Origin of the sequence: Streptomyces sp. Ac-502, assembly GCF_045222935.1 — a bacterium.
Taxonomy (GTDB): Bacteria; Actinomycetota; Actinomycetes; order Streptomycetales; family Streptomycetaceae; genus Streptomyces; species Streptomyces monomycini.
Map to the genome: position 1 here is coordinate 4,674,644 of NZ_JBHFFO010000001.1, position 26,879 is coordinate 4,701,522.

General features: G+C 71.7%; 21 protein-coding genes, 1 tRNA gene and 3 pseudogenes. 12 read left to right on the top strand and 13 right to left on the bottom strand.

Going from position 1 to position 26,879, the window contains the following annotated elements; all coding sequences use genetic code 11:
- Window positions 1-291: 291 nt before the first annotated feature.
- On the bottom strand, window positions 292-723 hold the full coding sequence (locus tag ACEXOX_RS20920) for a DUF3995 domain-containing protein (protein WP_406522465.1): 432 nt from the start codon (window positions 721-723) through the stop codon (window positions 292-294).
- A 468-nt stretch (window positions 724-1,191) separates the two neighbouring features.
- Here ACEXOX_RS20920 and ACEXOX_RS20925 point away from each other — a divergent pair, with 468 nt between their 5' ends.
- Together ACEXOX_RS20925 and ACEXOX_RS20930 are read left to right on the top strand one after the other, a co-directional pair.
- The gene (locus ACEXOX_RS20925; RefSeq protein WP_406522467.1) at window positions 1,192-3,183 is read left to right on the top strand and encodes an NACHT domain-containing protein; all 1,992 of its coding nucleotides are present in this window, start codon (window positions 1,192-1,194) and stop codon (window positions 3,181-3,183) included.
- 142 nt (window positions 3,184-3,325) lie between these two features.
- Window positions 3,326-3,460 (top strand): hypothetical protein, encoded by a 135-nt coding sequence (locus ACEXOX_RS20930; protein ID WP_406522469.1) that lies wholly within the window; start codon window positions 3,326-3,328, stop codon window positions 3,458-3,460.
- A 234-nt stretch (window positions 3,461-3,694) separates the two neighbouring features.
- On the opposite strand, the gene ACEXOX_RS20935 is transcribed toward ACEXOX_RS20930, so the two are convergent.
- The 7 genes and pseudogenes from ACEXOX_RS20935 to galU all read right to left on the bottom strand — a co-directional run bounded on the left by ACEXOX_RS20935 (window position 3,695) and on the right by galU (window position 9,545).
- Window positions 3,695-3,767, bottom strand: a tRNA-Ala gene (locus tag ACEXOX_RS20935).
- Window positions 3,768-3,842: 75 nt separating this feature from the next.
- Window positions 3,843-4,944, bottom strand: a pseudogene (glpR, locus tag ACEXOX_RS20940) (gephyrin-like molybdotransferase receptor GlpR).
- Between the two features lie 150 nt (window positions 4,945-5,094).
- Window positions 5,095-5,718 (bottom strand): GNAT family N-acetyltransferase, encoded by a 624-nt coding sequence (locus tag ACEXOX_RS20945; RefSeq protein WP_078624639.1) that lies wholly within the window; start codon window positions 5,716-5,718, stop codon window positions 5,095-5,097.
- Window positions 5,715-6,455: a molybdenum cofactor biosynthesis protein B gene (locus ACEXOX_RS20950; protein ID WP_406526415.1), complete on the bottom strand. Its 741-nt coding sequence runs from the start codon at window positions 6,453-6,455 to the stop codon at window positions 5,715-5,717. The genes ACEXOX_RS20945 and ACEXOX_RS20950 overlap by 4 nt, the downstream gene beginning before the upstream one ends.
- Window positions 6,456-6,532: 77 nt before the next feature.
- Window positions 6,533-7,015 carry a cyclic pyranopterin monophosphate synthase MoaC gene (gene moaC, locus ACEXOX_RS20955; RefSeq protein WP_125046493.1) on the bottom strand — a complete coding sequence of 161 codons (483 nt, stop codon included), beginning with the start codon at window positions 7,013-7,015 and terminating at the stop codon, window positions 6,533-6,535.
- Between the two features lie 306 nt (window positions 7,016-7,321).
- A complete protein-coding gene (gene glp / locus ACEXOX_RS20960; RefSeq protein ID WP_406522471.1) occupies window positions 7,322-8,638 on the bottom strand; it encodes a gephyrin-like molybdotransferase Glp in 1,317 nt (438 codons plus the stop codon).
- Between the two features lie 4 nt (window positions 8,639-8,642).
- Window positions 8,643-9,545, bottom strand: coding sequence for a UTP--glucose-1-phosphate uridylyltransferase GalU (gene galU / locus ACEXOX_RS20965; protein ID WP_406522473.1), 903 nt, complete (start codon window positions 9,543-9,545; stop codon window positions 8,643-8,645).
- Between the two features lie 80 nt (window positions 9,546-9,625).
- Between galU and ACEXOX_RS20970 the strand changes: the two genes are divergently transcribed.
- Complete coding sequence (locus ACEXOX_RS20970; RefSeq protein ID WP_406522475.1) at window positions 9,626-10,294, top strand: 5-formyltetrahydrofolate cyclo-ligase; 669 nt, start codon at window positions 9,626-9,628, stop codon at window positions 10,292-10,294.
- 82 nt (window positions 10,295-10,376) lie between these two features.
- Here the strand turns inward: ACEXOX_RS20970 and ACEXOX_RS20975 are convergent, their stop codons facing one another.
- Complete coding sequence (locus ACEXOX_RS20975) at window positions 10,377-13,322, bottom strand: penicillin acylase family protein (RefSeq protein WP_406522477.1); 2,946 nt, start codon at window positions 13,320-13,322, stop codon at window positions 10,377-10,379.
- Window positions 13,323-13,596: 274 nt separating this feature from the next.
- Between ACEXOX_RS20975 and ACEXOX_RS20980 the strand changes: the two genes are divergently transcribed.
- The 4 genes and pseudogenes from ACEXOX_RS20980 (at window position 13,597) to ACEXOX_RS20995 (ending at window position 18,331) form a co-directional block, all read left to right on the top strand.
- On the top strand, window positions 13,597-15,168 hold the full coding sequence (locus ACEXOX_RS20980) for a potassium/proton antiporter (protein ID WP_406522479.1): 1,572 nt from the start codon (window positions 13,597-13,599) through the stop codon (window positions 15,166-15,168).
- Window positions 15,169-15,668: 500 nt separating this feature from the next.
- A pseudogene (locus tag ACEXOX_RS20985) lies at window positions 15,669-16,888 on the top strand (MFS transporter).
- Window positions 16,889-16,957: 69 nt separating this feature from the next.
- Window positions 16,958-17,317, top strand: a complete 360-nt coding sequence (locus ACEXOX_RS20990) for an FmdB family zinc ribbon protein (RefSeq protein ID WP_406522481.1) — start codon at window positions 16,958-16,960, stop codon at window positions 17,315-17,317.
- A 180-nt stretch (window positions 17,318-17,497) separates the two neighbouring features.
- Window positions 17,498-18,331 (top strand): S-methyl-5'-thioadenosine phosphorylase, encoded by an 834-nt coding sequence (locus tag ACEXOX_RS20995; protein WP_406522482.1) that lies wholly within the window; start codon window positions 17,498-17,500, stop codon window positions 18,329-18,331.
- A 312-nt stretch (window positions 18,332-18,643) separates the two neighbouring features.
- On the opposite strand, the gene ACEXOX_RS21000 is transcribed toward ACEXOX_RS20995, so the two are convergent.
- On the bottom strand, window positions 18,644-18,979 hold the full coding sequence (locus tag ACEXOX_RS21000; RefSeq protein WP_406522484.1) for a hypothetical protein: 336 nt from the start codon (window positions 18,977-18,979) through the stop codon (window positions 18,644-18,646).
- A gap of 100 nt (window positions 18,980-19,079) precedes the next feature.
- On the opposite strand from ACEXOX_RS21000, the gene mscL reads away from it, so the two are divergent.
- The gene (gene mscL / locus ACEXOX_RS21005) at window positions 19,080-19,598 is read left to right on the top strand and encodes a large conductance mechanosensitive channel protein MscL (protein WP_406522486.1); all 519 of its coding nucleotides are present in this window, start codon (window positions 19,080-19,082) and stop codon (window positions 19,596-19,598) included.
- A 49-nt stretch (window positions 19,599-19,647) separates the two neighbouring features.
- Here mscL and ACEXOX_RS21010 read toward each other — a convergent pair whose 3' ends face one another.
- Window positions 19,648-19,902, bottom strand: coding sequence for a hypothetical protein (locus ACEXOX_RS21010; RefSeq protein WP_406526416.1), 255 nt, complete (start codon window positions 19,900-19,902; stop codon window positions 19,648-19,650).
- Between the two features lie 220 nt (window positions 19,903-20,122).
- Here ACEXOX_RS21010 and ACEXOX_RS21015 point away from each other — a divergent pair.
- Window positions 20,123-21,315: pseudogene (locus ACEXOX_RS21015) on the top strand (multiprotein-bridging factor 1 family protein).
- A gap of 110 nt (window positions 21,316-21,425) precedes the next feature.
- The gene (locus tag ACEXOX_RS21020; protein WP_406522487.1) at window positions 21,426-21,836 is read left to right on the top strand and encodes a hypothetical protein; all 411 of its coding nucleotides are present in this window, start codon (window positions 21,426-21,428) and stop codon (window positions 21,834-21,836) included.
- Between the two features lie 20 nt (window positions 21,837-21,856).
- On the opposite strand, the gene ACEXOX_RS21025 is transcribed toward ACEXOX_RS21020, so the two are convergent.
- Complete coding sequence (locus ACEXOX_RS21025; RefSeq protein ID WP_406522489.1) at window positions 21,857-22,372, bottom strand: AMP-binding protein; 516 nt, start codon at window positions 22,370-22,372, stop codon at window positions 21,857-21,859.
- A 390-nt stretch (window positions 22,373-22,762) separates the two neighbouring features.
- On the opposite strand from ACEXOX_RS21025, the gene ACEXOX_RS21030 reads away from it, so the two are divergent.
- On the top strand, window positions 22,763-24,283 hold the full coding sequence (locus ACEXOX_RS21030) for an MFS transporter (RefSeq protein ID WP_406522490.1): 1,521 nt from the start codon (window positions 22,763-22,765) through the stop codon (window positions 24,281-24,283).
- Here the strand turns inward: ACEXOX_RS21030 and ACEXOX_RS21035 are convergent.
- Window positions 24,243-25,679 (bottom strand): rhodanese-like domain-containing protein, encoded by a 1,437-nt coding sequence (locus tag ACEXOX_RS21035; RefSeq protein ID WP_406522491.1) that lies wholly within the window; start codon window positions 25,677-25,679, stop codon window positions 24,243-24,245. The genes ACEXOX_RS21030 and ACEXOX_RS21035 overlap by 41 nt on opposite strands.
- Before the next feature lie 306 nt (window positions 25,680-25,985).
- Here ACEXOX_RS21035 and ACEXOX_RS21040 point away from each other — a divergent pair, with 306 nt between their 5' ends.
- Window positions 25,986-26,771 carry a GntR family transcriptional regulator gene (locus ACEXOX_RS21040; RefSeq protein WP_030024294.1) on the top strand — a complete coding sequence of 262 codons (786 nt, stop codon included), beginning with the start codon at window positions 25,986-25,988 and terminating at the stop codon, window positions 26,769-26,771.
- Window positions 26,772-26,879: the final 108 nt, after the last annotated feature.

Here is a 26,879-nt window from a genome sequence, read left to right on the forward strand (position 1 = left end):
CGTCTTGGCCAACTCCATCGACCATCGCTCGTCGCCCACGTCCGGGGGCGGAATCAGCCCCCGCGTCTCGGCACGCCGTACGTGCCGCGGCTCGATGCCCAGCCACTCGGCCAGCTGATGCGGCCCGAACGCCCGTTCCTTGGCCATGTGCCCTCCCGTCGCCGCCATCGGATACCCGATCAAGTACCCACATGACGAAGCCCACCGGCCCCGCAAGCAACAATTTTAGAGCCCGGGGCCGATTTTCAACTGGCCTGTGGATAACCCTCATTCCCCCGCGTCCGCGACGCGTCAGCGCCTGCTCGCGGCCACTGCGACGATCCCGCCCAGGACGCCGAGCGCCACACACAACGGCGAGTACAGGACACTGTTCAACCGCTGGAACTCGACGGCGGCCCCGGAGTTCATGAAGTACCCGCCCAGGCCGCGGGCGAGCAGGACCACGGCCAGCCCGTACATGCCCACCAGCCGCAGCCAGTCCGGGCCGATCGCCGGGATGGACTCATTGACCATGAGCGTGAGCACGGCGCCACCGATCAGCGCCGCCCCCACCAGCATCGTGCTCGGCGCCGACGGCATCACACCGTCGTCGCTGCCACCGATCGTCTTGGTGAACGTCACCGTGTCCTTCATCGGCCAGGTCGTGAAAGCCCAGACGAAATGCAGCACCCCAACTGCCGCCAGAACAACCGCCAGCCCCACCGGAACCACCGTGCGAACCATGTACAACGCCTCCCCCTAGCCGTCCATACGGAACGGGGTCAGTATGACAACTACGTGTCAGTCCACTGCCGTTGGGGCGGACGCGAGGCGCCGGCCAGTGTCGTTCGTCGAGACCCCGTCCGTGATCCGTAGCGCGCCCTCCGGGCTCCAGGGGCGGGCTTTGCCCATAGCTCAGGACAGGGACTACAGCTACAGGGCTGAAATGCGGGTCAGGAGGACCGAGTACGGATGCGTTCCCGTGTTGCCACGGTGGACCACAGAGTCCGCGCAGTCCTAATGTGCCGTCATGTGTTCACTGATTGAAGTCAGATGCTGCCGAGCGAGCCCTGTACGCGGTGTGGTGGTTGCCGCCGGGAACAGGTGAACCATGGCGAGGAAGGGAATCGGGGGACGCGGGCTTCGGCGTCGGCGGATGTGGCTGGGTGTCTGCGCTGTGGCGCTGCTGGTGGCCAGTCTCGTCTACGCGATATGGCAAGTGTGGGGGCCGAGGGGCTTGACCCCGCGGACACGGCCGCGCTGCTCGGGCTGCCGGTCGCGGTCGCGGCGCTGGTGGCCGCGGTGCTGGCTCTGCGCCGGGCTCCGGAGGGTGATCTGGCGAACCGCTCACGCGACTGGGCGGCCACCTTGGCGACGCAGGTCAAGAAGTCCGAGGAGCGGGAGTGGCGGCAGCTGCTCGGCGATGACACGCAGCGCATCAATCTCACCTTCACCGTCCGGGCGGCCCCGGCCCGTACCGCGACGGTGCCCGCGGACACGGGGCGCCTGTTCGGCGGCACGCCGACCGTTCCGGATGTGGCGACGTACTACCGGCAGACCCGTCCGCGCCGCCTGGTGGTCACCGGTGCCGCGGGCTCGGGCAAGACCGTTCTGGCCCTGGAGCTGATGCTCGCCCTGCTCGAAGAGCGCGGAGAGGACGAACCGGTGCCGGTGCGGGTGTCCCTGGCCGAGTGGGACACCGGTGTTCCGGTGCGTGAACTGCTCGTTGGCCGGCTCGTCGACGTATACGACTGGCCCGCGGCGATGGCCGAAGCGCTCGTCCGCCACCACCGGGTGCTCCCCGTGCTCGACGGCCTCGACGAGATGGACCTCACCCGGCCGGACGGCACTCCCTCTCCCGATGCTCCCCGCGCTCTGGCCGCGCTGGACGCCCTCAACGCCTACCAGGAGGGCCGTGATGCCGGCCCCCTCCTACTGACCTGCCGCGCCGCCCACTACGACGCCCTCGCGCCGCACACCCGGCTGCTGGATGCCGCGCGCGTCCACATCGACGCCGTCCCCGCTCGGGACGCGCACGCCTACCTGCTCAGCCGGTCCGGCACCCCCGCGCGCTGGGAACCCGTCCTGACAGCGCTGCGCGACGACCCGACCGGTCCGCTGGCCGCCGCCCTGTCGACACCGTGGCGGCTGTGCCTGGCGGCCACGGTGTACGCCCGTGACAGCGACCCGGCCGAACTCCTGCGGCACACCAGTCCTCAGGCACTCGACGAGCATCTGCTGGCCCGCTTCATCCCCGCCACCGGCACTTTGTACGCCCACCCGCGCTATGACAGCGCCCGCGTCCACCGATGGCTCGCCCGCCTCGCGCGCCACCTCGACGCGCCGGGCCGGCCCGGGCCCTCTGAGATCCGACCGGGCACCGACCTGGTTCTCCATGAACTCTGGCCGCTGGCCGGACGTCTCCGTGTGCGCGTGGCTGACGGCCTGCTCACCGCCACTGCGGCATTCCTGCCGTGGATCTCCACCCTGCTCCTGCTCCTGCTCGTCTTCCTTTCCATCGGCCCGTCCCGTACCGATGTCCATGCCTCCAGCACCTTTTGGCCTCTTATGGTCTGCCTGCTGCTCGTCAATTTCACGGTTCTGGCGGTCGCCTTGGCGTTCGGCATCTTCGCGGGACTGGCAGCGGTACGTTCCCGGCAGTCCGTACCGAGACACCTTGAGTGGAGACTGCTGAAGACCCCCGCCGGCCTGCGCCGGTTCTGGGCTGGGCTGGGGCGGAAGCTACTGATGGGGCTTCTGTGGGGGATCAGCGGCGGGCTCGTCATGAATGGCCTGGCGCTGGCGACAGGTAAGGGCCCTCTCGACACCATGGTGTCACTGGAGCTGGGCATTCTCGGCATGGGTGACGTCCCGGGCCCGCTGGTCATGCCACTGATCGGCCTCGCGCTCGGGTGCGTGGGCGGGGTCGTGGGCGGCGTCCTCGGCGGACTCGTGGACGGGGCGTCCGGTGAACCCGCCGCGACGGCGTCACCCCGCACCGTCATGCGGAGGGTCCTGTCGCGTGCCGTCATGGCCGGGATCGCGAGCGGCTTCGCGGGCGCACTGGTCGGGACCCTCATACTGGGCGTCGCCGGCATAGGGAACCAGGGCACCGCCACGCCCGGGTGGTACGCGAGCAATATTCTTCCCAGTTGGTGGCCCGAAGACATCGCTCTCTCCGGGGGCTCAAGGGAGCTGCGTTGAGCTTGGTCCCCTTCAGCCTGGCTCCCTTCAGCGGTGTGGCCGTCGGCCTGGCCATCGGTCTGGCTTTCACGCTGGTCAGGGCTGCCCCCTTCGCCGATATGCGGTCTTCCTGATCTGTGCTCGCGGAAAACTGCCGTGGCGCTTGGGCGCTTTCCTCGACTGGTGCTGTGCCGCCGGGCTGATGCGTCTGTCAGGCACCGCCTATCAGTTCCGCCACCGCGAACTGCAGCAGTGGCTCAGCGACCACCCGGACCACCCCGCTTCCGGCGGGAGCTGACGTGGCTGCCGCCGCCGGCCGCCGCGCCGCGACCGGCTGCCTGCCACCTGGTTGCGACGCGGCGGCCGGCCGCCGAGGGGGCTGCCCTGGCCAAGCAGCCCTCAGGATCCGTTGCCATCCATCACCGGGACAGCATCGGACAAACCCCGGAAACGACGAAGATCCCGTCCGATCGGCATGATCGGACGGGATCTCGTGAACTACTCCTGAGCTACCTCAAGAACAGTCCGTCGGTGGACCTGAGGGGATTCGAACCCCTGACCCCCTCGTTGCGAACGAGGTGCGCTACCAGCTGCGCCACAGGCCCTTGCGACGAGTGAAACTCTAGCATCCTTGTCGGGGTGCTCAAAAATCGCTTCCCGTGCTGGTCAGCTGTGGGGGGTCACTCGTTCGCCGCGCGGGGGCGGTCCTCGTCGGCGTACTGGTCGAACAGGGGGTGCGGCCCCGGGTGCGGCGGCCGGGGGTGGTGCGGCGCTGCGGGGTGGCGGACGGGGTGGGCTGGGGGGTCTCGGTGGCCGGGCCGGAGCGGGCGGAGCTCCAGGCGTCGTCGGCGTCGAGGTCGACGTGGCTGGTGGCGCGCGGGGCGACGGGGGCCGTGACGTACGTCGGGAGCGGGACCGGGACGGGGTCCCAGCCGCCGGGCTCGGTGCGCTCGCGTTCGCGCTGCTGGTCCACCCACTCCGCGTGGTCGGTCTCCTCCACCAGGGCGCGGCGGCCGGCCGTCGACGCCGGCTCGGGGCGGGGGCGGGCGCGGGAGTGCGCGCCGGGGCGGGGGGCGGGGTGGTGGCGTCCTCAGCGGGGGCTTCGTCGGCGGCGGGCTGCTGGGACGCCTGGGGAGGGCGTGGCCTGCCCTCCCGTAGCCGCTGGGCGGCCGCCTCGGCCTGGCGCTGGTCCATGGTGAAGGTGAAGCGGCGCCGTTCCTGGGCGCGGAGGTAGACGATGTACGCGCTGAGGAGTATGGCCGGGATGGCCGGCGCCCAGAGGAAGGCGAGGCCGCCGACGGCCGCGACGACCGTGCCGACGGTGAAGGCGAGGAAGAGGACGATGGTGGTGCGCCGGCGGCGGGCCAGCACCTTCGCGCGCTTCACGCGGTCGGCGGTGGAGGCCCGGCCGAAGCCGGGCTTCTTGGCGGGGCGCGGCGCGGGACCGGACGCGCCGCCGGCGGCGGGCGCGGGCTGGCGCTGAGCGGCGGGCGGGGCTTCGTCCGCGGGCGCGTCGAAGTCCCGGACGGCGGCCTCCTCGGCCGCGGCGTCCGGCTCACGCACTTCGCCCGCATCGTCGATGGACCGGCCGCCCTGCCCCTCCAGCCCCTTGGCGTAACGGCGCTCCATGGCCGCACGTCCGGACAGGAGCCGGATGGCGGTACTGAAGCGCTCCGTCGGCCGGGCTTCATTGAGCTCGTCCTGCCTGCGGAGCCACATCGGCACCAAGTAGGCGGCCCAGGCCCCGACGATGACTGCGTAGATGAGGCCGCTGCTGCTCACGTCTCACACGGTAGAGGGGTTTGCAGGGGGCCATCCGCCAATTGAGCCGGTGTGTCGCACGATCTGGCTGATATCTCGAACTTTTTTGTGATTGTTGAGATCAGCCGTACGCGGTTGTGGTCAATTGGTGAAAATATTCGAACACGTATTTTATTTGTGGGGTGTACTGGGCTTCTCCCGGTGCCAGCGGGCCAACAGCCCCTCGGGCACCTCCTCCGCGGTCAGCGCGAATACGAGATGGTCGCGCCAGGCCCCGTCGATGTGCAGATAGCGCGGACGCAGCCCCTCCTCGCGAAAGCCGAGTTTCTCCACGACCCGCCGGCTGGGCAGGTTCTCCGGCCGAATACAGACCTCGATGCGGTGCAGACCCACCGAGCGGAAGCAGTGGTCGACGGCGAGCGCCACCGCCGTCGGTATGACGCCGCGGCCCGCCACCGCCTCGTCGACCCAGTAGCCGACGTGCCCCGAGCACATCGAGCCCCAGGTGATCCCGGCCACCGTCAGCTGCCCGGCCAGCCGGCCCCGGTGCTCGACGACGAACGGCAGCATCCGCCCCGCGTGCGCCTCGGCGCGCAGGTGGCGGACCATCTGACGGTACGTGGGCCGGTGCGGCGCGGGAATGCCCGGCGGGGGCGGCGGGATGGTCGCCTCCCAGGGGCGCAGCCAGTCGCGGTTACGGCGGTTGACGTCGCGCCAGGCCCGTTGGTCGCGCAGCTTTATCGGGCGGAGGGCGGTCTCGCCGTCCGCCAGTACGACGGGCCAGGGGGCGTTCAGTGTGCGCTCCCGGTGGAGGTGGAGCCCTGGGGTGTCGCCGGCATCGGCGCATGGTCGCCGCCCCGTAGCTGGTCGACCGCGTGCGGAAGGAGGCCGGCGAGGACCGCCAGGCCGTCACGGACGCCGCCGGTGGAGCCGGGCAGGTTGATGATCAGCGTACGGCCGGCGACTCCGGCCAGGCCGCGGGAGAGCGCGGCGGTGGGCACCTTCGCGCGGCCGGCGGCGCGGATCGCCTCCGGGATGCCGGGGACCTCGTAGTCGATGACGCCGCGGGTGACGTCGGGGGTGCGGTCGGTGGGCGAGATGCCCGTACCGCCGGTGGTCAGGACGACGTCGTAGGCGGCGGTGACGGCGGCGCGCAGGGCGGCCTCGACGGGTTCGCCGTCCGGGACCACCTGCGGCCCGTCGACCGTGAAGCCCAGCGCCGCCAGGCCCTCGGCGAGCAGCGGTCCGCCCTTGTCCGCGTACACACCGGCCGCCGCGCGGTTGGACGCGGTGATGACGAGGGCCCGGGGTGGGGTGGGGGCGGCGGAGGTGGGTTGCTGAGACGAGGCGTGCTGGTGCGGGTGGGGGGACGCGCCCGGGCTCGAACTCGGGCTCGGGCCTGGGCCGGCGGGGGCGGCGGCCCCGGGGGCCCCGGGGGCCCCGTCCGCGGAGCCCGGTCCAGGGTTGGGTGGCGTGGTGGCGGAACGGTCTGGGGCCGTGTCCGGGCCCGGGTTCGCGGTCGAGCCGCGCACCGCGCCGGACGCGGTCTCCGGCCCCGGATCTGCCGTCGTGCCGTGTCCGTCCTGGCCGGGGCGGTGCCGGTCCGCGGTCATGAACGGCTCCAGTGGCCCGACTTGCCGCCTGTTTTCTCCTCGACCCGTACGTCGGTGACGACCGCGCCCTTGTCGACGGCCTTGACCATGTCCACGACGGTCAGGGCGGCGACCGAGACGGCCGTCAGGGCTTCCATCTCCACGCCCGTGCGGTCGGTGGTGCGGACCGTGGCCAGGATCTCCACCGCGTCGTCGGCCACCCGGAGGTCGATCTCGACCCCGGAGATCGCGAGCGGGTGGCAGAGCGGGATCAGGTCGGGGGTGCGCTTGGCGCCCATGATGCCGGCGATACGGGCGGTGGCGAGCGCGTCGCCCTTCGGGACGCCCTCGCCGCGCAGCAGTTCGACGACGCGCGGCGCGACCAGGACGCGGCCGCTGGCGCGGGCGGTGCGCGCGGTGACGTCCTTCTGGGACACGTCGACCATGCGGGCCGCGCCCGACGCGTCGAGGTGGGTGAGGTCTTGCTGGCCGCTGCTCATCGTTCTCCCGGTCCGGACCGTGCCGCCTGTGCGACGACACCGTACCCGCAGGCGTCGGCCGTCACCCGGCTACCCGGTGCGGACGGCACGCACGAGCAGTACGGCCGGCCTCCGCATACGGTGCGGACGGCCCCCGCGTACGGTGCGGACGGCCCCCGCATACGGTGCGGGGCAGCACGCGCGAGCAGGCCGACGGCACCCACCTGCGGCGCCGACGGCTGTCGCGTGCGGTCCGTACGGCCCCCACGGCGCCGTACGGCCACCGCCCGCCCCACTCTTCCTCGCCCCCGCGATCCCCTTGGCACCTCACCCCAGCAACACGACCTCCACCTCCGCCCCTTCCACCACCTCGGTCGTCTCCTCCGGGACCACGATCAGCGCGTTGGCCTGGGCCAGCGCCTTGATCAGGTGGGACCCGGCGCCGCCCACGGGCGTGACGGTGGCCGTGTCGGCGTCGTACCAGCCGCGCAGGAACTGGCGCCGGCCCCGCGGGGAGGACTCGACGGCCGCGCCGCAGGTGGCCCGGGAGGTGTGGCGGTGCACGTCGGGCAGGCCCATGAGCGTACGGATGGCGGGGCGTACGAACAGTTCGAAGGAGACGTAGGAGCTGACCGGGTTGCCGGGCAGGGCCAGCAGCGGGGTGCGATCCGGGCCGATGAGGCCGAAGCCCTGCGGCTTGCCCGGCTGCATGGCCAGTTTGCGGAACTCGACGGTGCCTTCCTCGGCGGACAGGTCGGCGAGGGTCTCCTTGACCACGTCATACGCGCCGACGCTGACGCCGCCGCTGGTCACCAGGATGTCGGCCCGGATGAGCTGGTCCTCCAGGGTGGCGCGCAGCGTCTCGGCGTCGTCGGCGACGGCGCCGACGCGGTAGGCGATGGCGCCGGCCGCGCGGGCGGCGGCGGTCAGCTGGAAGCTGTTGGAGTCGTGGATCTGGCCGGGGGCCAACTCCTCGCCGGGCTGGACCAGTTCGCTGCCGGTGGACAGGACCACGACGCGGGGGCGCGGCCGGACCCGGACCGAGGAGCGCCCGATGGCGGCGAGCAGGCCGATCTGGGCGGGGCCGATGACGGTGCCGGCCGGCAGGGCCAGTTCGCCGGCCGGGACGTCGCTGCCGCGGGCGCGTACGTGCTGGCGCTCGTCGACCGGGCGGTAGATTCGGACCTCGCCGCCGGCGGCCTCGGGCGCGGCGCTGTGCGCGCGCATCGCCTCGGCGGGGCCGCCGCCCGTCCCGCCGTCGGTCCACTCCACGGGCACGACGGCTTCCGCGCCGGGCGGAAGGGGCGCGCCGGTCATGATGCGGGCGGCTTCGCCGGGGCCGACGGCGGGCAGCTCGGCACTGCCCGCCGCGACGTCGCCGACCACCGTCAGGGCGGCGGGGAACTCGTCGGTGGCGCCCGCCACGTCGGCGACGCGGACCGCGTACCCGTCCATGGAGCTGTTGTCGAAGGGCGGCAGGGCGGCGGGGACGGTGACGTCCTCCACCAGTACACAGCCCTGCGCGTCCAGGAGGTGGAGCTCGATCGGCTCCAGCGGGTGGATCTTGGAGAGCACGTCGTCGAGGTGGTCGGCCACCGACCAGACGCGTTCCTGGTGGGTGATCCGGCCGGTGGTGGCGCTCACGGTGTCACATCTCCTCGCTGACGAAGCTGCGCAGCCAGGTCCGGAACTCCGGGCCCAGGTCCTCACGTTCGCACGCCAGTCTGACAATGGCGCGGAGGTAGTCGCCGCGGTCTCCGGTGTCATAGCGGCGCCCCTTGAAGACCACGCCGTGCACGGGCCCGCCGAGGTCCGGGTCGGCAGCGAGCGCTTGGAGGGCGTCGGTCAGCTGGATCTCGCCGCCGCGGCCCGGTGCGGTCTCGCGCAGCACCTCGAAGACGGCGGGGTCCAGGACGTACCGGCCGATGATGGCCAGATTGCTGGGGGCGTCGGCCGGATCCGGCTTCTCGACCAGGTCGGAGACGAGCACCACGTCGTCGTCGCCGTCCGGGGCGGCGGCTGCGCACCCGTAGAGCCCGATCTGCGCCGGATCGACCTCCATGAGGGCGATGACGGAGCCGCCGTGCCGCTCCCGCACCTCGATCATGCGCTGGAGCAGCGGGTCGCGCGGGTCGATCAGGTCGTCGCCGAGCATGACCGCGAAGGGCTGGTCGCCGACGTGCGGGGCGGCGCACAGGACGGCGTGGCCGAGGCCCTTGGGGTCGCCCTGGCGGACGTAGTGCATGGTGGCCAGGTCGCTGGACTCCTGGACCCGGGCGAGGCGCGACTCGTCCCCTTTGCGGTCCAGCGCCTCTTCGAGCTCGTAATTGCGGTCGAAATGGTCTTCGAGAGGGCGCTTGTTGCGTCCGGTGACCATCAGGACGTCGCTGAGTCCGGCGGTGGCGGCCTCCTCCACGACGTACTGGATGGCGGGTTTGTCGACGACCGGCAGCATCTCCTTGGGCGTGGCCTTGGTCGCCGGGAGGAAGCGGGTCCCGAGACCGGCTGCCGGAATGACAGCCTTGGTGATCCGAGTACGCGATGGAGTCATGCGGATCACGATAACCGGCACTTTGCACCGGAAGGCGGGGTCCGGTGAACGGGTCACAGGAGCGGGAGCGACGGCGCATCATGAGCGGTTACGACGGTGGGAAACGCGGGTTGCGGCGCGACCTCCTGGGCATGAGGGCCCAGTTGCCGGACGGTGAAATCCGGGCGGCGGGAGCGGTGCTGGCACGCCGTGCGCTGGCCCTGCCGGAGCTGGCCGGGGCGGGCACGGTCGCCGCGTACGTGTCGGTGGGGCGCGAGCCGTCCACGCACGCCCTGTTGGACCAGTTGCACGCGGCCGGGGTGCGGGTGCTGCTGCCCGTACTGCTGCCGGACAACGACCTGGACTGGGCCCCGTACGACGGTGCCGAGGGCCTCGTACGGGCCGCGCGGGGGCTGCGGGAGCCCGCCGGGCCCCGGCTGGGCCCGCGGTCCGTCACCGAGGCGGACGCGATGCTGCTGCCGGGGCTGGCGGTGGACCGGCGCGGCATGCGGCTCGGGCGCGGCGGCGGGTCGTACGACCGGGTGCTGGAGCGGCTGGAGAAGGCGGGTGTCCGGCCGGCGAAGGTGGTGCTGCTGTACGACGCGGAGGTGCTGGCGGAGGTGCCGGCCGAGGAGCACGACCGGCCGGTGGACGTGGCGGTGACGCCAGGGGTGTGCACCGGTTCGCCGCGCAGTCGCCTCCGCCCGTCGCCGGGTAGTCCCTACAGGAGGCAGCCGTGGACCGGCGTAAACCGCCGCAGACCGCTGTAGACCGCCGTGAACGAGGCCGGGCGGGCTCGAATGCATTCGAGCCCGCCCGGCCTACGGGGTCAGCACCCCGTCACGGCATCCGTCACGGCGACAGCGTCAGCGTGTCCTTGGCCGCGGCCTTGACGGCCTTCTCGGAGTAGGCCCACGGGAGCAGTTCGCCCTTGGCCCACTTGTCCGTCTGGTCGTAGTAGTGCGCGCTGTACGCGTGCCCGGAGGCGCCCGTCAGGTTGATCCACCGCGACTTGTCCAAGTCGGCCAGGTTGACGACCATCCGCATCGACGGGACCCAGGTGACCTCGTAGCCGCCGGCCGCGTTCCAGCCGGTGGCGTTGACGGCCGCCTCGCCGCCGCCCACGTTCCAGGGGCCGCGGTTGAACAGGTCCTGGAGGAGGCCCGGGCCGCTGGTGCCCAGCGTCTGGTTCTTCAGGAACATCTGGTGCAGGCGGCCCCAGCTCCAGTTGTCGACGTTCTTGCCGAGCTTGCTGGTCAGCTCGTAGCGGGCGTCCCGCATGGCGTGCTCCAGGAGCTGGTCGCGGTTGGCGTCGAGGACGCGGCCGGGCCGGGACTCCGTCTTCCACCAGTCGTTCTTCGGGTCGTCGATGATGTTCCGGACGACCTCGTACCAGCGGTCGCCGCCGTCGGGCTGCGCCTGGTCGGGGGCGCGCTGGCCGCACTCGCGCACCAGCTTGTCCTGGTCGTCGGCCGGGCCGGTGTCGTCGGCCGGGCGGACGTTGAGGCACTGCCCGTCGACCCGCAGCTCCTTGGGCATCTTGTTGCCGAAGGCCAGCTTGAGGGTGTTGCGCCAGACCGCGTTGAAGTACGCGGCGGCGGCCGAGTCGGGCTCCTGGGTGTAGTCCCAGCCCTCCAGCAGCTTCTGCGCCTCACGGACGTACGCGTCGCCCACGTCGATCTTCAGTAGGTAGGGCGTCAGCAGCTTGGCGATCTCGTTGCTGTTGTCCATCTGCATGGTCTGCATGTCGTCCGTGGAGACCTTGCCGCCGTCCTTGATCTTCGACTGGATGAGGTCGTTGATCCGCTGGCTGCGGGCGCCGTAGCCCCAGTCCTTGGTCAGCAGATACGGGTACTTGTCCGGGTCGACGACGGCCTGGTTGGCGGTGACGATGTAGCCGCGCGCCGGGTTGTACTCGTTGGGCAGCGCCTTCTGGGGCACGTAGCTGTCCCAGCGGGCCTTCGGGTCCCAGCCGGGGGCGGGCAGCGTGCCGTCGTAGCCCTTGCCGCGTACCGGGATCCGGCCGGGCGCCTGGTAGCCGATGTTGCCCTTGGTGTCGGCGTAGATCAGGTTCTGCGAGGGCACCTCGAAGTGCGAGGCGGCCTTACGGAAGTCCGTCCAGTTCTTGGCGCGGTTCAGCTCGAAGACCGCGTCCATCGACCTGCCCGGGTCCAGGGCGGTCCAGCGCAGCGAGATGCCGTAGCCGTCGCCGCGGTCGGGTGCCGCGTTGCCGACCGGGGCGTGCTTGCCGACCTTGGTCATCTCGTCGTCGCGGTCGGAGATCAGCGGGCCGTTGTCGGTGGAGCGGACCGTGATCTCGCGGTCCGCGCCGCCGGCGACCTTGATGGTCTCCTTACGGGTCTTGTACGGCTTGACCGTGTTGTTCGACAGGTACCCGTTGGCGCTGATCTTCTCCAGGTACAGGTCGGTGACGTCGGCGCCCAGGTTGGTCATGCCCCAGGAGATGTCCTGGTTGTGGCCGATGACCACGCCGGGCATCCCGGAGAAGGTGTAGCCCGAGACGTCGTAGTTGCACTTGGCGCTGGTGGTGCGGCAGTGCAGGCCCATCTGGTACCAGAGGGACGGCATCTGGGGGGCCAGGTGCGGGTCGTTGGCGAGCAGCGGCTTGCCGGTGGTGGTGTGGGCGCCGGAGACGACCCAGGAGTTCGAGCCGATGCCGTTGCCGTTGGGGCCGAGCAGGGCCGGGATCTTCTCCAGGGACTTGGAGACCGAGGAGAGCTGGGTCTGCACGCCCTGAGTGGCGGCGGAGGCGGAGTTGGTTCCGGTTCCGGTGCCCGAGCCGGTTCCCGTACCGGCACCGTTGCCCGTACCGGCACCGTTGCCCGTACCCGTCCCGTTGCCGGTGCCCGTCCCGTTACCGGTTCCCTGCCCCGTACGCGTACCGGAGCCGTTCCCCGCACCCGTACCGGTGCCGGAACCCGTGCCCGTACCGGCGCCGGCCCCCGTACCCGTCCCCGAGTTGTTCTGCAGCCCGCCGCTCGGCGTCGCCTTGGCGTCGAAGTCCTTGGTGACCGGGTTGACGGCGCCGCCGTCAACGATCGGCCGGTTCCGCTTCGCCGGGTACTTCGGGTAGAGCTGGTCGATCTGCGTCGGGCTGAAGCGGCTGGTCAGCAGGGCGCGGTCGATCTCGTCCTGCATGTTGCCGCGCAGGTCCCAGGCCATCGCCTTGAGCCAGGCCACCGAGTCGACCGGGGTCCACTTCTGCGGCTTGTAGTCGTTCTGGAAGCCGAGCGCCGCGTACTCCAGGGAGAGCGCCGAGCCCTCGTGTTCCTTGAGGTAGGCGTTGACGCCGTCCGAGTACGCCTGGAGGTACTTCTTCGTCTCCGGGGAGAGCTTGGTGTCGTACTCCCGCTGTGCGACGTCGTGCCAGCCGAGCGTGCGCAGGAAGGCGTCGGTGTCGACCTGGCTCTGGCCGAACATCTCCGAGAGGCGGCCGGCCGTCATGTGACGGCGTACGTCCATCTCCCAGAAGCGGTCCTGGGCCTGTACGAAGCCCTGGGCGCGGAAGAGGTCCTCGTCGGTGTCGGCGTAGATCTGCGGAATGCCGTTGCCGTCGCGGGCGACGTCGACGGGTGCGGTCAGGCCGGCCAGCTTCAGGGAGCCGGTGGTCTGCGGGTACGAGGCGCGGACGGTACTCACGCCCCAGTACGCGCCGTAGCCGATGCCCGCCACGAGCAGAAGCACGACCGTGATCGCGACGAGGCGGCCGCGCCGCCCCTTCTTCTTCGGCTTCTTCGCAGCCTTGTCAGGGGCGGGGGCGGACTTGTTGGCGGGCATCTCTGTCCTTCGAGGGGCAGGGTGGGAGTGCTGGAGCAACCATAGGCGCACGGGTCCGCCGAGCCCTACGCGGTGTAGCCGCCGGCACCTCCAAGATTCAAGCAATGGTAAATTGTTAGCCTCAGTAACTAGATACGGTAAGGAAAGCCCGCCCGATCCACAGCCCTGTGCCCGTTCCCGTGCCTGACCGGCCCGCCACGAGGAAGGACCAGTCCTGACTGTCGACCGCCTCAACGAACTCCTGCTGATCTGCGCCCTCGTCCTGCTCGTCGCGGTGGCAGCGGTACGCGTCTCCTCCCGCAGCGGACTGCCCAGCCTGCTCATCTATCTGGGGATAGGCATCGCCATAGGGCAGGACGGATTCGGCGGTGTCGTCTTCGACAACGCCGAGCTGACCCAGATACTGGGCTACACCGCCCTGGTCGTGATCCTGGCCGAGGGCGGCCTCGGCACGAAGTGGAAAGAGATCAGACCCGCGCTGCCCAGAGCCGCGCTGCTGTCCACGTTCGGTGTCGCGGTGAGCGTGGGGGTCACCGCGGCCGGCGCCCACTATCTCGTCGGCCTGGACTGGCGCCAGGCGCTGCTCATCGGCGCGGTGGTCTCCTCCACGGACGCGGCGGCGGTCTTCTCCGTCCTGCGCAACGTGCCGCTGCCCGCCCGGCTGACCGGCGTCCTGGAGGCCGAGTCCGGCTTCAACGACGCCCCCGTGGTCATCCTCGTCGTCGCGTTCTCCACCGCCGGCCCGGTGGAGCACTGGTACACGCTGATCGGCGAGATCGCCCTGGAACTGGCGATCGGCGCGGCCATAGGCATGGCCGTCGGCTGGCTGGGCGCGTACGGGATGCGGCACGTCGCGCTGCCCGCGTCCGGTCTGTACCCGATCGCGGTGATGGCCATCGCCGTCTCCGCCTACGCGGCCGGCGCGCTGGCGCACGGCTCCGGCTTCCTCGCCGTCTACATCGCCGCGCTGATCCTCGGCAACGCGAAACTGCCGCACTCGGCCGCCACCCGCGGCTTCGCCGAAGGCCTCGGCTGGATCGGCCAGATCGGCATGTTCGTACTGCTCGGCCTGCTGGTCACCCCGCACACGCTGTTCGACGACGCGGTTCCGGCGCTGGTCATCGGCCTGATCCTGACGATCGTGGCCCGGCCGACCTCCGTGTTCCTGGGCCTGCTGCCCTTCAAGGTGCCCTGGCGCGAGAAGGCGCTGCTGTCCTGGGCCGGGCTGCGCGGCGCCGTACCGATCGTGCTGGCCACCATCCCCATGGTGGGCGGCGTGCCCGGCAGCGACCGGGTCTTCAACATCGTCTTCATCCTGGTCGTCGTCTACACGCTGATCCAGGGCCCGACGCTGCCCTGGCTGGCCAGGAAACTGCGCCTGGGCGACGACGAGGAGGCCGCCGACCTGGGCATCGAGTCGGCGCCGCTGGAGCGGCTGCGCGGCCATCTGCTGTCCACCACGATCAGCGCGAAGTCGCGGATGCACGGCGTGGAGATCAGCGAACTGCGGCTGCCTCCGGGGGCCGCGGTCACCCTCGTCGTACGGGACGGGACCAGCTTCGTACCGTCGCCCACGACCGTGCTGCGCCGCGGCGACGACCTGCTGGTCGTGGCCACGGACCCGGTACGGGACGCGGTCGAGAACCGGCTCCAGGCGGTCTCCCAGCACGGCAAGCTGGCCGGCTGGCTGGCGCCGGGCACGCCGGGCGGGCGGCGGCCCGTCAAGAAGGCGGGGGTGCGGCCGGGCGACCGGTCCGGGGACCGGCCGGAGGGCAAGGCCGGGCAGGTCGGCCGGCATCCGGACGGCCGGACGGAAGGCCGACCGCCGCCCACTCCGGCGCGGTGAGCGGGACGGCACGCCCAGGCGCGGCGAGCGGGACGGCGCGACCGACGCGGTGAGCGGGACGGCATGTCCCGGCGCGGTGAGCGGAACGGTGCCTCCCGGCACGCCGAGCGGGACGGCGCGAAATGTGCGGGAAGCCCTGGCCGATGCCAGGGCTTCCCGCGTATCGGCCTGTACTATGGCAGGGCAATCAAAGGAACCAACTCTGCCTGACGCAGAGCTGGCGCGACCGCTCGGCGGCCGCGGTCCCCTGCCACACGCAGCCACCTCCCCGGTGCGGACCACGCGGTATCACTCGGTCCTGCGCGAGAGGACAGCTCTCGGCGCGCACCCCGTGACAACCTCGCGGGCAGCGCGCTACCAGGCGGTAGAAAGGCTCGGCCGTGGCATCCGCGGTCAAGGACAACGCGGGCAAGGACGTCCGGGGCGAGGCAGCCCAGGACGGGACCGCTCCCACCCAGCAGCCCCCGGTCAAGGACGTCCGTCCCGGTTACGGGCAGCTGCTGCGCACCCCGGGGGCGTGGGCGTTCCTGCTGCCGGGCTTCCTGGCCCGCCAGCCCTTCGCGATGCTGACGTTCAGCATCCTGCTGCTCGTCCAGCACACCACCGGCTCGTACGGCACCGCCGGTGTCGTCTCGGCGGTCACCGGCGTCTCGATGGCGCTGTTCGCCCCGCAGAGCGGCAAGCTGGCGGACCGGTTCGGGCAGCGCGCGGTGCTCGTACCCGGCGTACTGGTGCACGCGGCGGCGGTCGCCGCGATGATCACGCTGGCGCTGTCGCACGCTCCGCTGTGGGCGCTGCTGGTCATCGCCGTACCGACCGGCGCCTCGACGCCGCAGATCGGCCCCATGGTGCGCTCCCGGTGGGCCGCCAAGCTGACCGGTACCCCCTGATGCCGACGTCCACCGCCTTCGAGTCGGTGACCGACGAGTTCACCTTCGTCGTCGGCTCGGTGCTGGCGACCGCGCTGTGCACCGGCATCCACCCGGCGGCCGGTCTGGTCGCCGAGGGCGTCCTGACGCTGGTCGGCGGCCTGCTCTTCGCGGCGCAGCGGCGCAGCCAGCCGCCGGTGCACCGGTCGGACGACAGCTCCGCCAAGCGCGTCTCGGCGCTGTCGGTGCCGGGGCTGCGGGTCCTGATCGCGGGGCTCTTCGGCATCGGCACGGTCTTCGGCGGCATGCAGGTCTCCCTCACGGCCTTCGCCGAGGACATCGGGCAGCCCGGCATCAACGGCCTGCTGTACGGGGTCTTCGCGGCGGGCAACATGCTGGCCGGCATCGTGTGCGGCGCGATCTCCTGGAAGATCGGCCCCCGGCGCCGCCTGCTGACCGGGTACGCGCTGCTGACGCTGCTGACCACCCCGCTGTGGGCGGTGAGCGTGGCGCCACTGATGGGCGCGGTGGGCCTGCTGGTGGGGCTCTGCATCGCCCCGGCGCTGATCACCGGCTACACGCTGGTGGACTCGCTGGTCCCGGCCTCCGCCCGTACCGAGGCGTTCACCTGGCTGACCGGCGCGGTCGGTCTGGGCCAGGCCGCGGCGTCGACCGTCGCCGGCCTGCTGGCGGACCACTTCGGTCCGCATGCCGGATTCCTGGTGCCGCTGTGCGGTACGGGCCTGGCGCTGGTGGTGCTCGCGGCGTTCCGGGGACACCTGGTGCCGCGGGCCGACACACTGGTCGTCGGACGTGGGGTCGGTCACCGCTCGCCGGTAACAGTGGACTGACGGGCCGGAATACTGCACTATGGAGCGTCGTTAGCACTCATTGAGTGAGAGTGCCAGGAGGAAGTCACAGTGCCGACCTACCAGTATCAGTGCACCGCGTGCGGCGAGGGCCTCGAGGCGGTGCAGAAGTTCACCGACGACGCGCTCACCGAGTGCCCCGCCTGCAACGGACGCCTCAAGAAGGTGTTCTCCGCGGTCGGCATCGTGTTCAAGGGCTCCGGGTTCTACCGGAACGACAGCCGCGGCTCGTCGTCCAGCAGCACCCCCGCGTCGAGCTCGTCCTCGTCGTCGGGCTCCTCGTCGTCCTCGGACTCCGGGTCCTCGTCGTCTTCCTCGTCGTCCTCGGGCGGCGAGTCGAAGTCGTCCGCCGGCTCGTCGAGCTCTTCGGGTACGGGCTCCAGCTCGACGCCCAAGGCCTCGGCCGCCTGAGCGAGGCTCCGGCCCCGTACGCGCCCGTACGGGACATCTCTCCGCGGAAGCCCCGCCGTCACCGACGGCGGGGCTTCCGGCGTTCCAGGACACACCTCCCGCCCCTCCCGCCCCTCCTGGAGCCCCCTCACCCCCCGAGGCCCTCTCCTCACGCCCCCTCCCCGCGGCTAATGTGCTCGCATGGCTGACGCGGAGATCGGGGTCATCGGCGGGTCCGGCTTCTACTCGTTCCTGGACGACGTGACGGAGATCACGGTCGACACCCCCTACGGCGCTCCCAGCGACTCCCTCTTCCTCGGCGAGGTGGCCGGACGCGCCGTCGCCTTCCTGCCCCGGCACGGCCGCAAGCACCACCTGCCGCCGCACCGCATCAACTACCGCGCCAACCTGTGGGCGCTGCGGTCCGTCGGCGTGCGGCAGGTGCTCGGCCCGTGCGCGGTGGGCGGGCTGCGCCCGGAGTACGGGCCGGGGACGCTGCTCGTGCCGGACCAGCTCGTGGACCGTACGAAGGCCAGGACGCAGACGTACTTGGACGGGGTGCCGCTGCCCGACGGCAGTGTGCCGAACGTGGTGCACCTGTCGTTCGCCGATCCGTACTGCCCGGTCGGCCGCGCGACGGTGGCCGCGGCGGCCCGGGGCCGTGCGTGGGAGCCGGTGGAGGGCGGCACGCTCGTGGTCATCGAAGGGCCGCGCTTCTCGACCCGCGCGGAGTCGCGGTGGCACGCGGCGCAGGGCTGGTCGGTGGTCGGCATGACCGGCCACCCGGAAGCGGTGCTGGCCCGTGAGCTGGCCCTCTGCTACACGTCGTTGTCGCTGGTCACGGACCTGGACGCGGGTACGGAGACGGGCGAGGGCGTCTCGCACGAGGAGGTGCTGGAGGTCTTCGGGCGGAACGTCGGGCGGCTGCGCGAGGTGCTGTTCGACGCGGTGGGCGCGCTGCCGGCGACGGCGGAACGGACCTGCGCGTGCGCGGACGCGCACGCGGGCTGGGAACTGGGAATCCCGTTGCCGTGAGGGGCGAAGTCGGTTCGTGAGGGGTGGAGGGGGCTCGTGAGAGCTGGGGAGGCCCGTGAGGGTGACCGTTTTCTCCACAACCAGCGGGTAGCAAACGTCGGCCCGTGCGCGTCGATGGCCGTTGTCCACAGGGCCGAGCGGGCTCCGGCGAAGTCCGGCACCGTGGAACGCGTCCGCACCGATTCCGGCACCTCAGGCGGTGGTTACCGTGCCCCACGACCTCGACCTCGACCTCCATCTCACCCCTCCCCTCCCCCTCCCTCCGCCGTGTGAGGTTGCGCACTTCACTCCCGTACGGGCGCGGGGCGGGCGTCACCGGTTGCGCCGGGCCGTACGGCGCCGTCGGCACACCGTGACGGCGGGGCTGGCGATGACCGCGGCGGCCTTGACCGCCACGGCCCACCAGAGCGGCGAGGGCCGCGCCTCGGGCTCTTCGGGCGCCTGTGCCGCCCCGGCGCCCGGGAGCCACCCAGGCTGGGGGCGGTCATGACGGCCCGGACCGCGCCCGGCGAAGATCGAGTGGCCTTTGCCCGATATGCGCGCGACACTGGCGAGAGTGGCGGGGTGCGTTCGGCGTGCCGTGGGGAAGGCTCTCCCCCGGTCGGCCGGGACGCGGCGCCGATCCGTACGGACGCTCTGTCCGCTCACCGGTTCAGGTCATGGGATTGGACAGCCTCGCCCTGCCCTGCCGTAGGTTGCGGTGCTGTTCGTTGCACGGATCGTAGTGAGTGTGGAAAGAGGCTTTCAGGTGAGCGGGAAGACGGGCGTACTGTCAGGGTTCAAGGAATTCCTGATGCGCGGCAACGTGATCGAGCTCGCGGTGGCCGTGGTCGTCGGAGCCGCGTTCACGAACATCGTGAACGCCGTGGTCAAGGGCGTGATCAACCCGATCGTCGGTGCGCTGGGCTCGCAGAACCTCGACCACTACAAGGCCTGCCTCACCACCTGCTCCACGAACGCCAAGACCGGCGACTACACGGACGGGATCTACATCCTGTGGGGCTCGGTGCTCAGCGCCGTCCTGACGTTCCTGATCACGGCCGCGGTCGTGTACTTCCTCATGATCCTGCCGATGAACAAGTGGAAGGCCCGCCAGGACGCCAAGAAGCCGGTGGACAATGGCCCGGCGGACCCGACCGAGGTCGAGCTGCTGATGGAGATCCGCGACGCGCTCGTGGCGCAGCGCAACGGCTCGCTGTCCGGTTCGTCCACGAACTCGTCCGGACATGGCGGCACCGGCTCGGTCGTCACGCAGAAGACGCAGTAACGGACGCCACGACCGACCACGGTCCCACGAAGCCGTCCCGGCGCCTCGGTCAGAGGTGGTGGGGCGGCTTTTCGTCGAGGAAGCGCGCGAGGTCGGCGGCGCTGTCCGTACGGCTCGGGCGCTCGCCCCAGCCACGGTCGGTGTCGTCCGACGACCGCCGGCTCAGCGGGTCGTCGAAAATCAGCGCCGCGTGTGCCGCGGGCCGCGGGGACGGCGGGGTCTTGGGGACCTGCGGGGACTGCTCGGAAGGTGCCGCGGTCTCCGCGGCCTCCTCGGTCTCCGCGGTCTCCTGCGGCGCCGGGATCTCCTGCGGCTCCGCGTCGGCCTCGGGCCGGGGTTCGGGGGCGTACTCACTCCTCCAGGGTACGGCCGCCGTACTCACAGGTGTCGTCCAAGCCCGGCACGCTACCGCCCCCTCCCCTCTACTCTGAGCCGTGCCGGACTCTTCAGAGAGGGGCCAGACCGTGTCTCAAGAAGGTGCCATTCCCGACTCCGCCCCAGCTCCCCTGGTCTTCGGCCAGCGGATGCAGATCCTGCGGCAGCGTCGCGGGATGACACGTGGGGTGCTCGCGGGACTCATCGGCATGTCCGAGTCGTGGGTGAAGCGGGTGGAGAACGGGCAGTTGAAGACGCCCGGGTTGGACATGGCCCTACGAGTGGCCGAGGCACTGCGGGTTCGCGATCTTGCGGAACTCACCGGGTCCGGGTCGGTACGGGTCGGCCTGTTCGCCGGTCCTGGGCACCGACTGCTGCCTGCGGTCGCCGCGGCGGTGAACCAGTTCCCCTTCGAGGCGGACCGGGCCGCTCCTTCAGCGGCGCACTTGCGGTCGCGGTTGGCCCATGCCTGGTCGGCCCGGCATGCCGCGCCGCACCACAGGGATGTCATCGGCGGACTGCTTCCGGACCTCATCCGCGATGCCCAGCTCGCCGTGCGCCAGGCCGACTCGGCTGCCGAACGACGTACCGCCCAGGGCCTCCTCTCGGAGGTCTACAGCCTCAGCCAGTTCTTCGTCGCCTACCAGCCGGACGCCGCGCTCCTATGGCGCGTCGTGGAACGCGGTGTGATCGCGGCACAGGAGTCCGAGGACCCCCACGCGATCGGCATCGCAGCCTGGCTCACCGGGCAGGCGTACCGGGACGCCGGCCCACGGCACTACGACGCTGCCGACGAGGTGAACCTGGCAACGCTCCGTTACCTGGCTCCCCTGCTGCCGGACGCGACCGATGATGTACGCGCCATCGCCGGGGCCCTGCAGTTCGAGGTCGGGTACACGGCGGCCCGGCGCGGGGACACGGGCACGGCATGGCGCTACTGGGACATCGCCCGTGAGGTGGCCGAGCGGCTGCCTGCGGACTACTTCCACCCGGTGACCTCGTTCTCCCGCGGCATCATGGGGGCCCATGCGGTGACCGTCGCGGTCGAACTGCACTCCGGCACCGAGGCCGTCCGGCAGGCGGAACAGGCCGAGGCCGGATGCATCTTCTCCCGGCCGCGACGAGCCCGGCACCGCATCGAGCAGGCCCGCGGCTACCAGCTCGACAAGCGGGGGACGTAGCGCTGGCCACGCTCGGCCAGGCGTACGCCGCCGCTCCCGAAACTGTCCGATACAACGGCTACGCGAAGAGGATCGTGCTGGAGGAAACCGAGTCGAAGATTCCGTCCCGTCGTCGCCGGGCATCCGAACTGGCCCACAAGATCGGCCTGCTCGCCGCCTGAGGATGAAGGATGCGGGGCAAGGGACACAATCAGTGCCCCCGCTGCCCGGCGGGCGCTCCTACGGTCGTGCCGTACCACCGAAAGGCACGACGCACGTAAGGGGAACCGCCATGCCCACCACACCCCCGCTCGCCTTCGTCTACGACCGTTGTGCCACGCGGTCGCATGCGATGTTGGAGATGCGCTTGGCCGGGTGTCGCACCTATGCCGAGCGGCAGGGGTGGGAGGTTGCCGGGTGGTGGGTGGATCTCGGGGACGCGGCGTTGGGGGGTGAGCGGCCCGAGTTGGGGGCGCTGGTCGGCGTGTTGGGGCGTCAGGTGGTGGGCCGGCGCGCGTTCTGTCTCGTGCACCACTGGAACCGGTTCGCGCACGACGTCGAGGGGCGGCTCGCGCTCCAGGGGCGCGTGGCGGAGGCAGGCGGGTTCTCGGTCACGACGTTCGGCGAGAGCGACGAGAACGGCCGGAGCGACGCGCGGGCCGGGTACGCGTGGGTACCGGTGGGGCGGCAGCCCTTGGAGTAGCGGGTCGGCCGGGCCGGGCGTCAGCGGGTGGCGAGGGCCTCGTGCCACCAGTGGTCGCGGCCCGCTGTCCAGGAGACCGGGCGGCTGGTGCGGTTGACGACCAGGACGGAGCGTACCCACGCGCAGTCGCGGCGCAGGGCGCGGTCCAGTACGGGCTTGACCGGGCGTACCGCGCCGTCCCAGAACGCCGCGTCCGCGGTGATGATCACCTTGGCGCCGGATGCGCGGGCCGCCTCGGCGAGTTCCGGGACGGTCAGGTAGACCGGCAGCGTCGTACGGACGGCGTCGAGCCGGCCGCAGGCGAGGGTGGCGATGACGGACTCCGGCACCAGCGGCAGGTGGACCGCCACCGGGTCGCCGGCCCGTACGCCGAGCCGGGCCAGCGCAGCGGCCGCCCGCTTGGCCTGGCCCATGAGCATGGTGTGGGTCAGCTCCTCGTGACGTCCCGGCTCACCGTGCCAGGTGAGGGCCATCGGGGGCGGGGACGCCGGGGGCTCTTGCGTTTCCCGGGTCGTTTCCTCATGCTCGGAGATCACACGGCGCAACATGTGGACCAGCTTGAAGATCAGCGATCAACAACTGCTGAACGTCCGCTGTACGGCACGTCCCGTGCCCCGTAGCCGCCGTTTTCGCGACGCCCCGGAAGGCGTCGCTTCTCGTGCCCTTCAAGCGACGTGTTCGTGAGAAACCGTAGGCGCCCGTACGGCACCCCCACGTCTCTGCCCCGTCTCCGGCACACCCAATCCCCCGCCTTTCACCTTCCTCGTCCGTACGTAGTGCGCCGCGCCGAGCCGCGTGGCGTGAGAGGTGGATCGGTGTGTCCGATGTCTGAGGGGAATGAAGAGCTGCTTCGTGCGGGTGATGCCCGGGCGGTGGGGCGGTGTCGGTGGCGGGCTGTGGTGGCCGTGGCCGTCGGGGGGTTCTGTGTGCAGCTGGACGCCTTCGCGCTGAACATGGCGTTGCCGGGGCTCCGCCGGGACCTGCACGCCTCCGCGGCGGCCGGACCGTGGGTGATCAGCGGCTACCTGCTGGCGGCCGGGGCGCTGATGCCGGCTGCCGGGCGGCTGGGAGATCTGTACGGGAGGCGGCGGCTGCTGTTGGTCGGGCTCGCGCTGTTCGGGGGAACGTCGGCGGGGTGCGCGGTGGCGCCCTCGTTGGCGTTACTGGTGGTGTTCCGGGTGCTGCAAGGGGCGGGCGGTGCGCTGGTCATGCCGGTGGGGCTGGCCCTGCTGACACGTTCCTTCCCGCCGGGGCGGGCGCGCGTCGCGACGGGGTACGCCCTGGGGCTGGCCGGTCTGGCCACGGCCTGCGGGCCGTTCGTGGGCGGGGTGCTGGCCCAGGAGCTGTCCTGGCGGGCCGTGTTCTGGGTGAATGTGCCGTTGTGCGCGGCGGGGGTGGGGATGCTGTGCGCCCGGAGGGCGGTGGAGGTTCGAGGGGAGGTGGAGGTTCGGGACGTGGTGGAGGTTCGTGAGGCGGTGGAGGTTCGTGAGGTGGCGAGGCCTCGGGGCGGCGTGGTGGCTCGTCTGAATCGGGGCAAGGACGTCCGGAGTGTCTGGGGTTTCCGGGGCTTCTGGGGCTTACGGGGTGGTCGAGGTCGGTGGGGATCGATGGCCGTGGGGACCGGGGTGCCGGTGTGTCTGGCGATGGCTGTCGAGAGCGTGGGGGTGTGGTGGCAGGCGTGCGGGTGGGCGGCGGGCGCTTTGGGGCTCGGTGTGGTGTTCGTACGGGCCGAGCGCCGGTCGCGCGCGCCGCTGATCGACCTCGATCTCTTCCGTAACGCGCCTTACGTCGCGCTCACTTCGGCCGGTGCGGTGGCGAACGCGGCGACCGTGGTGCTGCTCTTCGTGGTTCCGTTCCTGCTCCAGGAGGTGCTGGGGATGTCCGTACTGGGTGCGGGAACGGCCTTCCTCGTACCGGCAGCCGCGATGGCGGCGGCAGGGCCGGTGGCCGGACGGGTGCCCACGGCGGCCGCCGAACCCGTGATGGCCGCCTGCCTCGGCCTCGCCGCTGCCGCCTTGGCAGCGATGCCGTCAGCAGCAACGGCCTCAGCGGCGGCGGCATCGGCAACGGCCGTCCTCCTCACGGTGGCCACCGTGGCCGCGGGCTCGCTCGGTGTGGCCGGGGCCCTGACGCTGACGGCCACCCAGGCCGTGGTCCGGCCGGACCGGGCGGGCGAGGCGTCCGGGCTGACCAAGTGCGCGATCACGGTGACGGCCGGGCTGAGCCTCGCGCCGGCCGGCCCGGATCCGGACGGCGCGCTGTGCCTGGTCTCGGCCGGGTGCGCGGCCGCCTGCCTGGCCCTCCTGTCGCGAAACCGGCGGAACCGGCAGGACCGGCAGGACCGGCATGCCCCGCGGGGCCGGCGGAACCCGCACACCCGGCGGGACCGGCGCATCCCGCGGCACGTCAGCCGCAGGTGGCCGCGGCCGCCTCGTAGCCCCCGATGACGTCCCGTACGTCCCGGAAGCCGCGCGCCTCCAGCAGCGCGGCGGCGATCACGGAGCGGCCGCCGCTGCGGCAGTAGAGGACCACCGGACGGTCGGCGTCCAGCGTCGCGCAGCTGGCGGGAAGGCTCGCGAGGGGCAGATTGCGGGAGCCCGGCAGGGCGCCCGCCTCGTACTCGGCGGGGTTGCGGACGTCGATCAGCTGGACGCCCTCGGCCGGCACGTCACCGGGCGGCAGGCGGCGGCTGCGGGACACCAGCTCGGGGTGGCGGGCGAGTTCGGCGGCCGGGTCGGGTACGTGCCCGAGGACGTGGTCGTAACCGATGCGGGCCAGGCGGAGGCGTGCCTCGGCCTCCGTACCGGGGTCGCTGACGAGGACGATCGGCGTGCCGGGCGCCACCACGCTGCCCGTGTACTCGGCGAACCGGGTGTCCAGGCTGATGTGCAGCGAGCCGGTGAAGTGCGCCGCGGTGTAGGCGGCGAGCGGGCGGCTGTCCAGGAGGACCGCGCCGGTGTCCCGGCAGGCGGCGAGCGCCTCGTCGAGGGTGAGCGCGGCGGGTGGCGCGGCGTCCAGGAGCGGGTGGCCGTCGCGGTTGAGGGCGGCGTCGTGCGCGAAGTAGCCGGGGGTGGCGGGCTGTCCGGCTGTGACCAGGCGTATGAACTCGGCCTCCGGCATGGGTTGCAGGGCGTAGTTGTGGCGGCGCTGGTCGCCGATGGTGGAGGTGGTCTCGGTGGAGAGGTTGCGGCCGCAGGCCGAGCCGGCGCCGTGGGCGGGGAAGACGCGGGTGGCGTCCGGGAGGGTGAGCAGTTTGCCGTGCAGGGAGCGGTAGAGGCGGCCCGCCATGTCCTGCGGCGTCAGCCCGGCCGTGGCGAGCAGGTCGGGGCGCCCCACGTCGCCGACGAAGAGCGTGTCGCCGGTCAGGACACCGTACGGTTCCGCCGCCTCCGGGTGTTCGTGGACGACGAGACAGATGGATTCCGGGGTGTGGCCGGGGGTGGCGAGGACGGTGAGGGTCACGCCGGAGGGCTCCGGTCCGTCGCCCGTTCCACCGCCCGTTCTGCCACCCGTTTCACCGCCCGATCCGTCGTCCGATCCGCCACCCAGGTGGATACGTTCGCCGTCGCGCAGCCGCCGTATCGGGTAGCCGGTCTCGGCGGCCTCGCCGAAGGCGATGGTGGCGCCGGTGGCGCGGGCCAGTTCGAGGTGTCCGGAGAGGAAATCGGCGTGGAAGTGCGTCTCGATGATCAGTTCGATGCGCAGTCCGGCCGCCTCCGCGTCGCGCAGGTAGTCGTCGATGTCGCGGCGTGGGTCGACGAGGACGGCACGTCCGGTGGTCTTGTCGCCGATCAGGTACGACGCCTGGGAGAGGCAGTCGAGGTAGTACTGCGCGAAATGCACGGTCGACCTCCGTGGTCCTGCGGGCCCGCCGTCACGAGCCCCGCGGGGAGTGTGTTGTGCGGATGCACGGATGTACGTACATTAGGCATGCGCCGTCGGCGCCGACAAGTTGGGGGCCGGTACGGAGGTGGGTGACAAGACGGAACGCCCCACCCGTACCGCTCGCTCGAACCGCCCTGACTTCCCCTACCTCTCGCAAAACCCGTACCGCCCGTACCACCCATACCCATCGAACTTCTCGCAGCTCTCGCATCCCTCGAACACCTCGAACACCTCACACCCCTCGCACCCCCCGGAGGCGCCCTCATGACCGAACACCCCCCGGGCCCGCGTCCCCTGGACCGGCGCTCCCCGCTGCCCCTGTGGGCCCAGCTCTCCGAGGACCTGCGGCGCCGTATGGAGGCGGACGAGTTCGCCGAGGAGTTCCCGGCCGAGCACCGGCTCACCGGGGAGTACGAGGTCAGCCGGCACACCGTGCGCGAGGCGCTGCGCAAGCTGCGCGCGGACGGTCTGGTGATCGCCGAACGCGGGCGCGCCAGCCGTCTGAACACCCGGCGCATACAGCAGCCGCTCGGCTCGCTCTACAGCCTTTTCCGCGAGCTGGAGGGCCAGGGCGTGGAGCAGCGCAGCGAGGTGCTGCGGCTGGAGCGGACGGCGGACGGCCCGGTCGCCGACCAGCTCGGACTCGTCCCGGACGCGCCGCTGGTCGTACTGGAACGGCTCCGGCTGGCCGACGGCGAACCGCTCGCCCACGACACCACGTACCTGCCCGCCGAGGTGGCCGAGCCGCTGCTCGACGCCGACTTCCGGCACACCTCGTTGTACGGCGAGTTGCAGCAGCGCTGCGGGATCAAGGTCACCGGCGGCCGGGAACGCATCCACCCTTTCCTGCCCGACATCCGGCAGGCGTGGCTGCTGGGACTGGCCGACCGTGAGCCCGCGTTCGCCATCGAGCGGCTGGGGCGTTCCGGGGAGCGGCCGGTGGAGTGGCGCGAGACCGTCGTACGCGGTGACCGTTTCGCCTTCGTCGCCGAGTGGTCGAGCGACAGCCACGCGGTCGAACTGGCGCCCCGCGCCTCGTGTCCGTCATGACGGCCGGACCCGCACCACTCACCGCGACGCGGCACGCACCACTCACCGCGACGCGGCCCGCACCGCACACCGCGACGCGGCCGGTGCCGCCGACGACCCGCCCCCGGC

Excerpts from the sequence above, each read along its gene's own strand:
- ACEXOX_RS20925 (WP_406522467.1), top strand. The coding sequence starts at position 1,192 with ATGGCAAGTGTGGGGGCCGAGGGGCTTGACCCCGCGGACACGGCCGCG.
- galU (WP_406522473.1), bottom strand. The coding sequence starts at position 9,545 with ATGACTCCATCGCGTACTCGGATCACCAAGGCTGTCATTCCGGCAGCC.
- ACEXOX_RS20995 (WP_406522482.1), top strand. The coding sequence starts at position 17,498 with ATGGCTGACGCGGAGATCGGGGTCATCGGCGGGTCCGGCTTCTACTCG.
- ACEXOX_RS20970 (WP_406522475.1), top strand. The coding sequence starts at position 9,626 with ATGAGCGGTTACGACGGTGGGAAACGCGGGTTGCGGCGCGACCTCCTG.
- ACEXOX_RS21020 (WP_406522487.1), top strand. The coding sequence starts at position 21,426 with ATGCCCACCACACCCCCGCTCGCCTTCGTCTACGACCGTTGTGCCACG.
- ACEXOX_RS21040 (WP_030024294.1), top strand. The coding sequence starts at position 25,986 with ATGACCGAACACCCCCCGGGCCCGCGTCCCCTGGACCGGCGCTCCCCG.
- ACEXOX_RS20920 (WP_406522465.1), bottom strand. The coding sequence starts at position 723 with ATGGTTCGCACGGTGGTTCCGGTGGGGCTGGCGGTTGTTCTGGCGGCA.
- ACEXOX_RS20975 (WP_406522477.1), bottom strand. The coding sequence starts at position 13,322 with ATGCCCGCCAACAAGTCCGCCCCCGCCCCTGACAAGGCTGCGAAGAAG.
- moaC (WP_125046493.1), bottom strand. The coding sequence starts at position 7,015 with ATGAGCAGCGGCCAGCAAGACCTCACCCACCTCGACGCGTCGGGCGCG.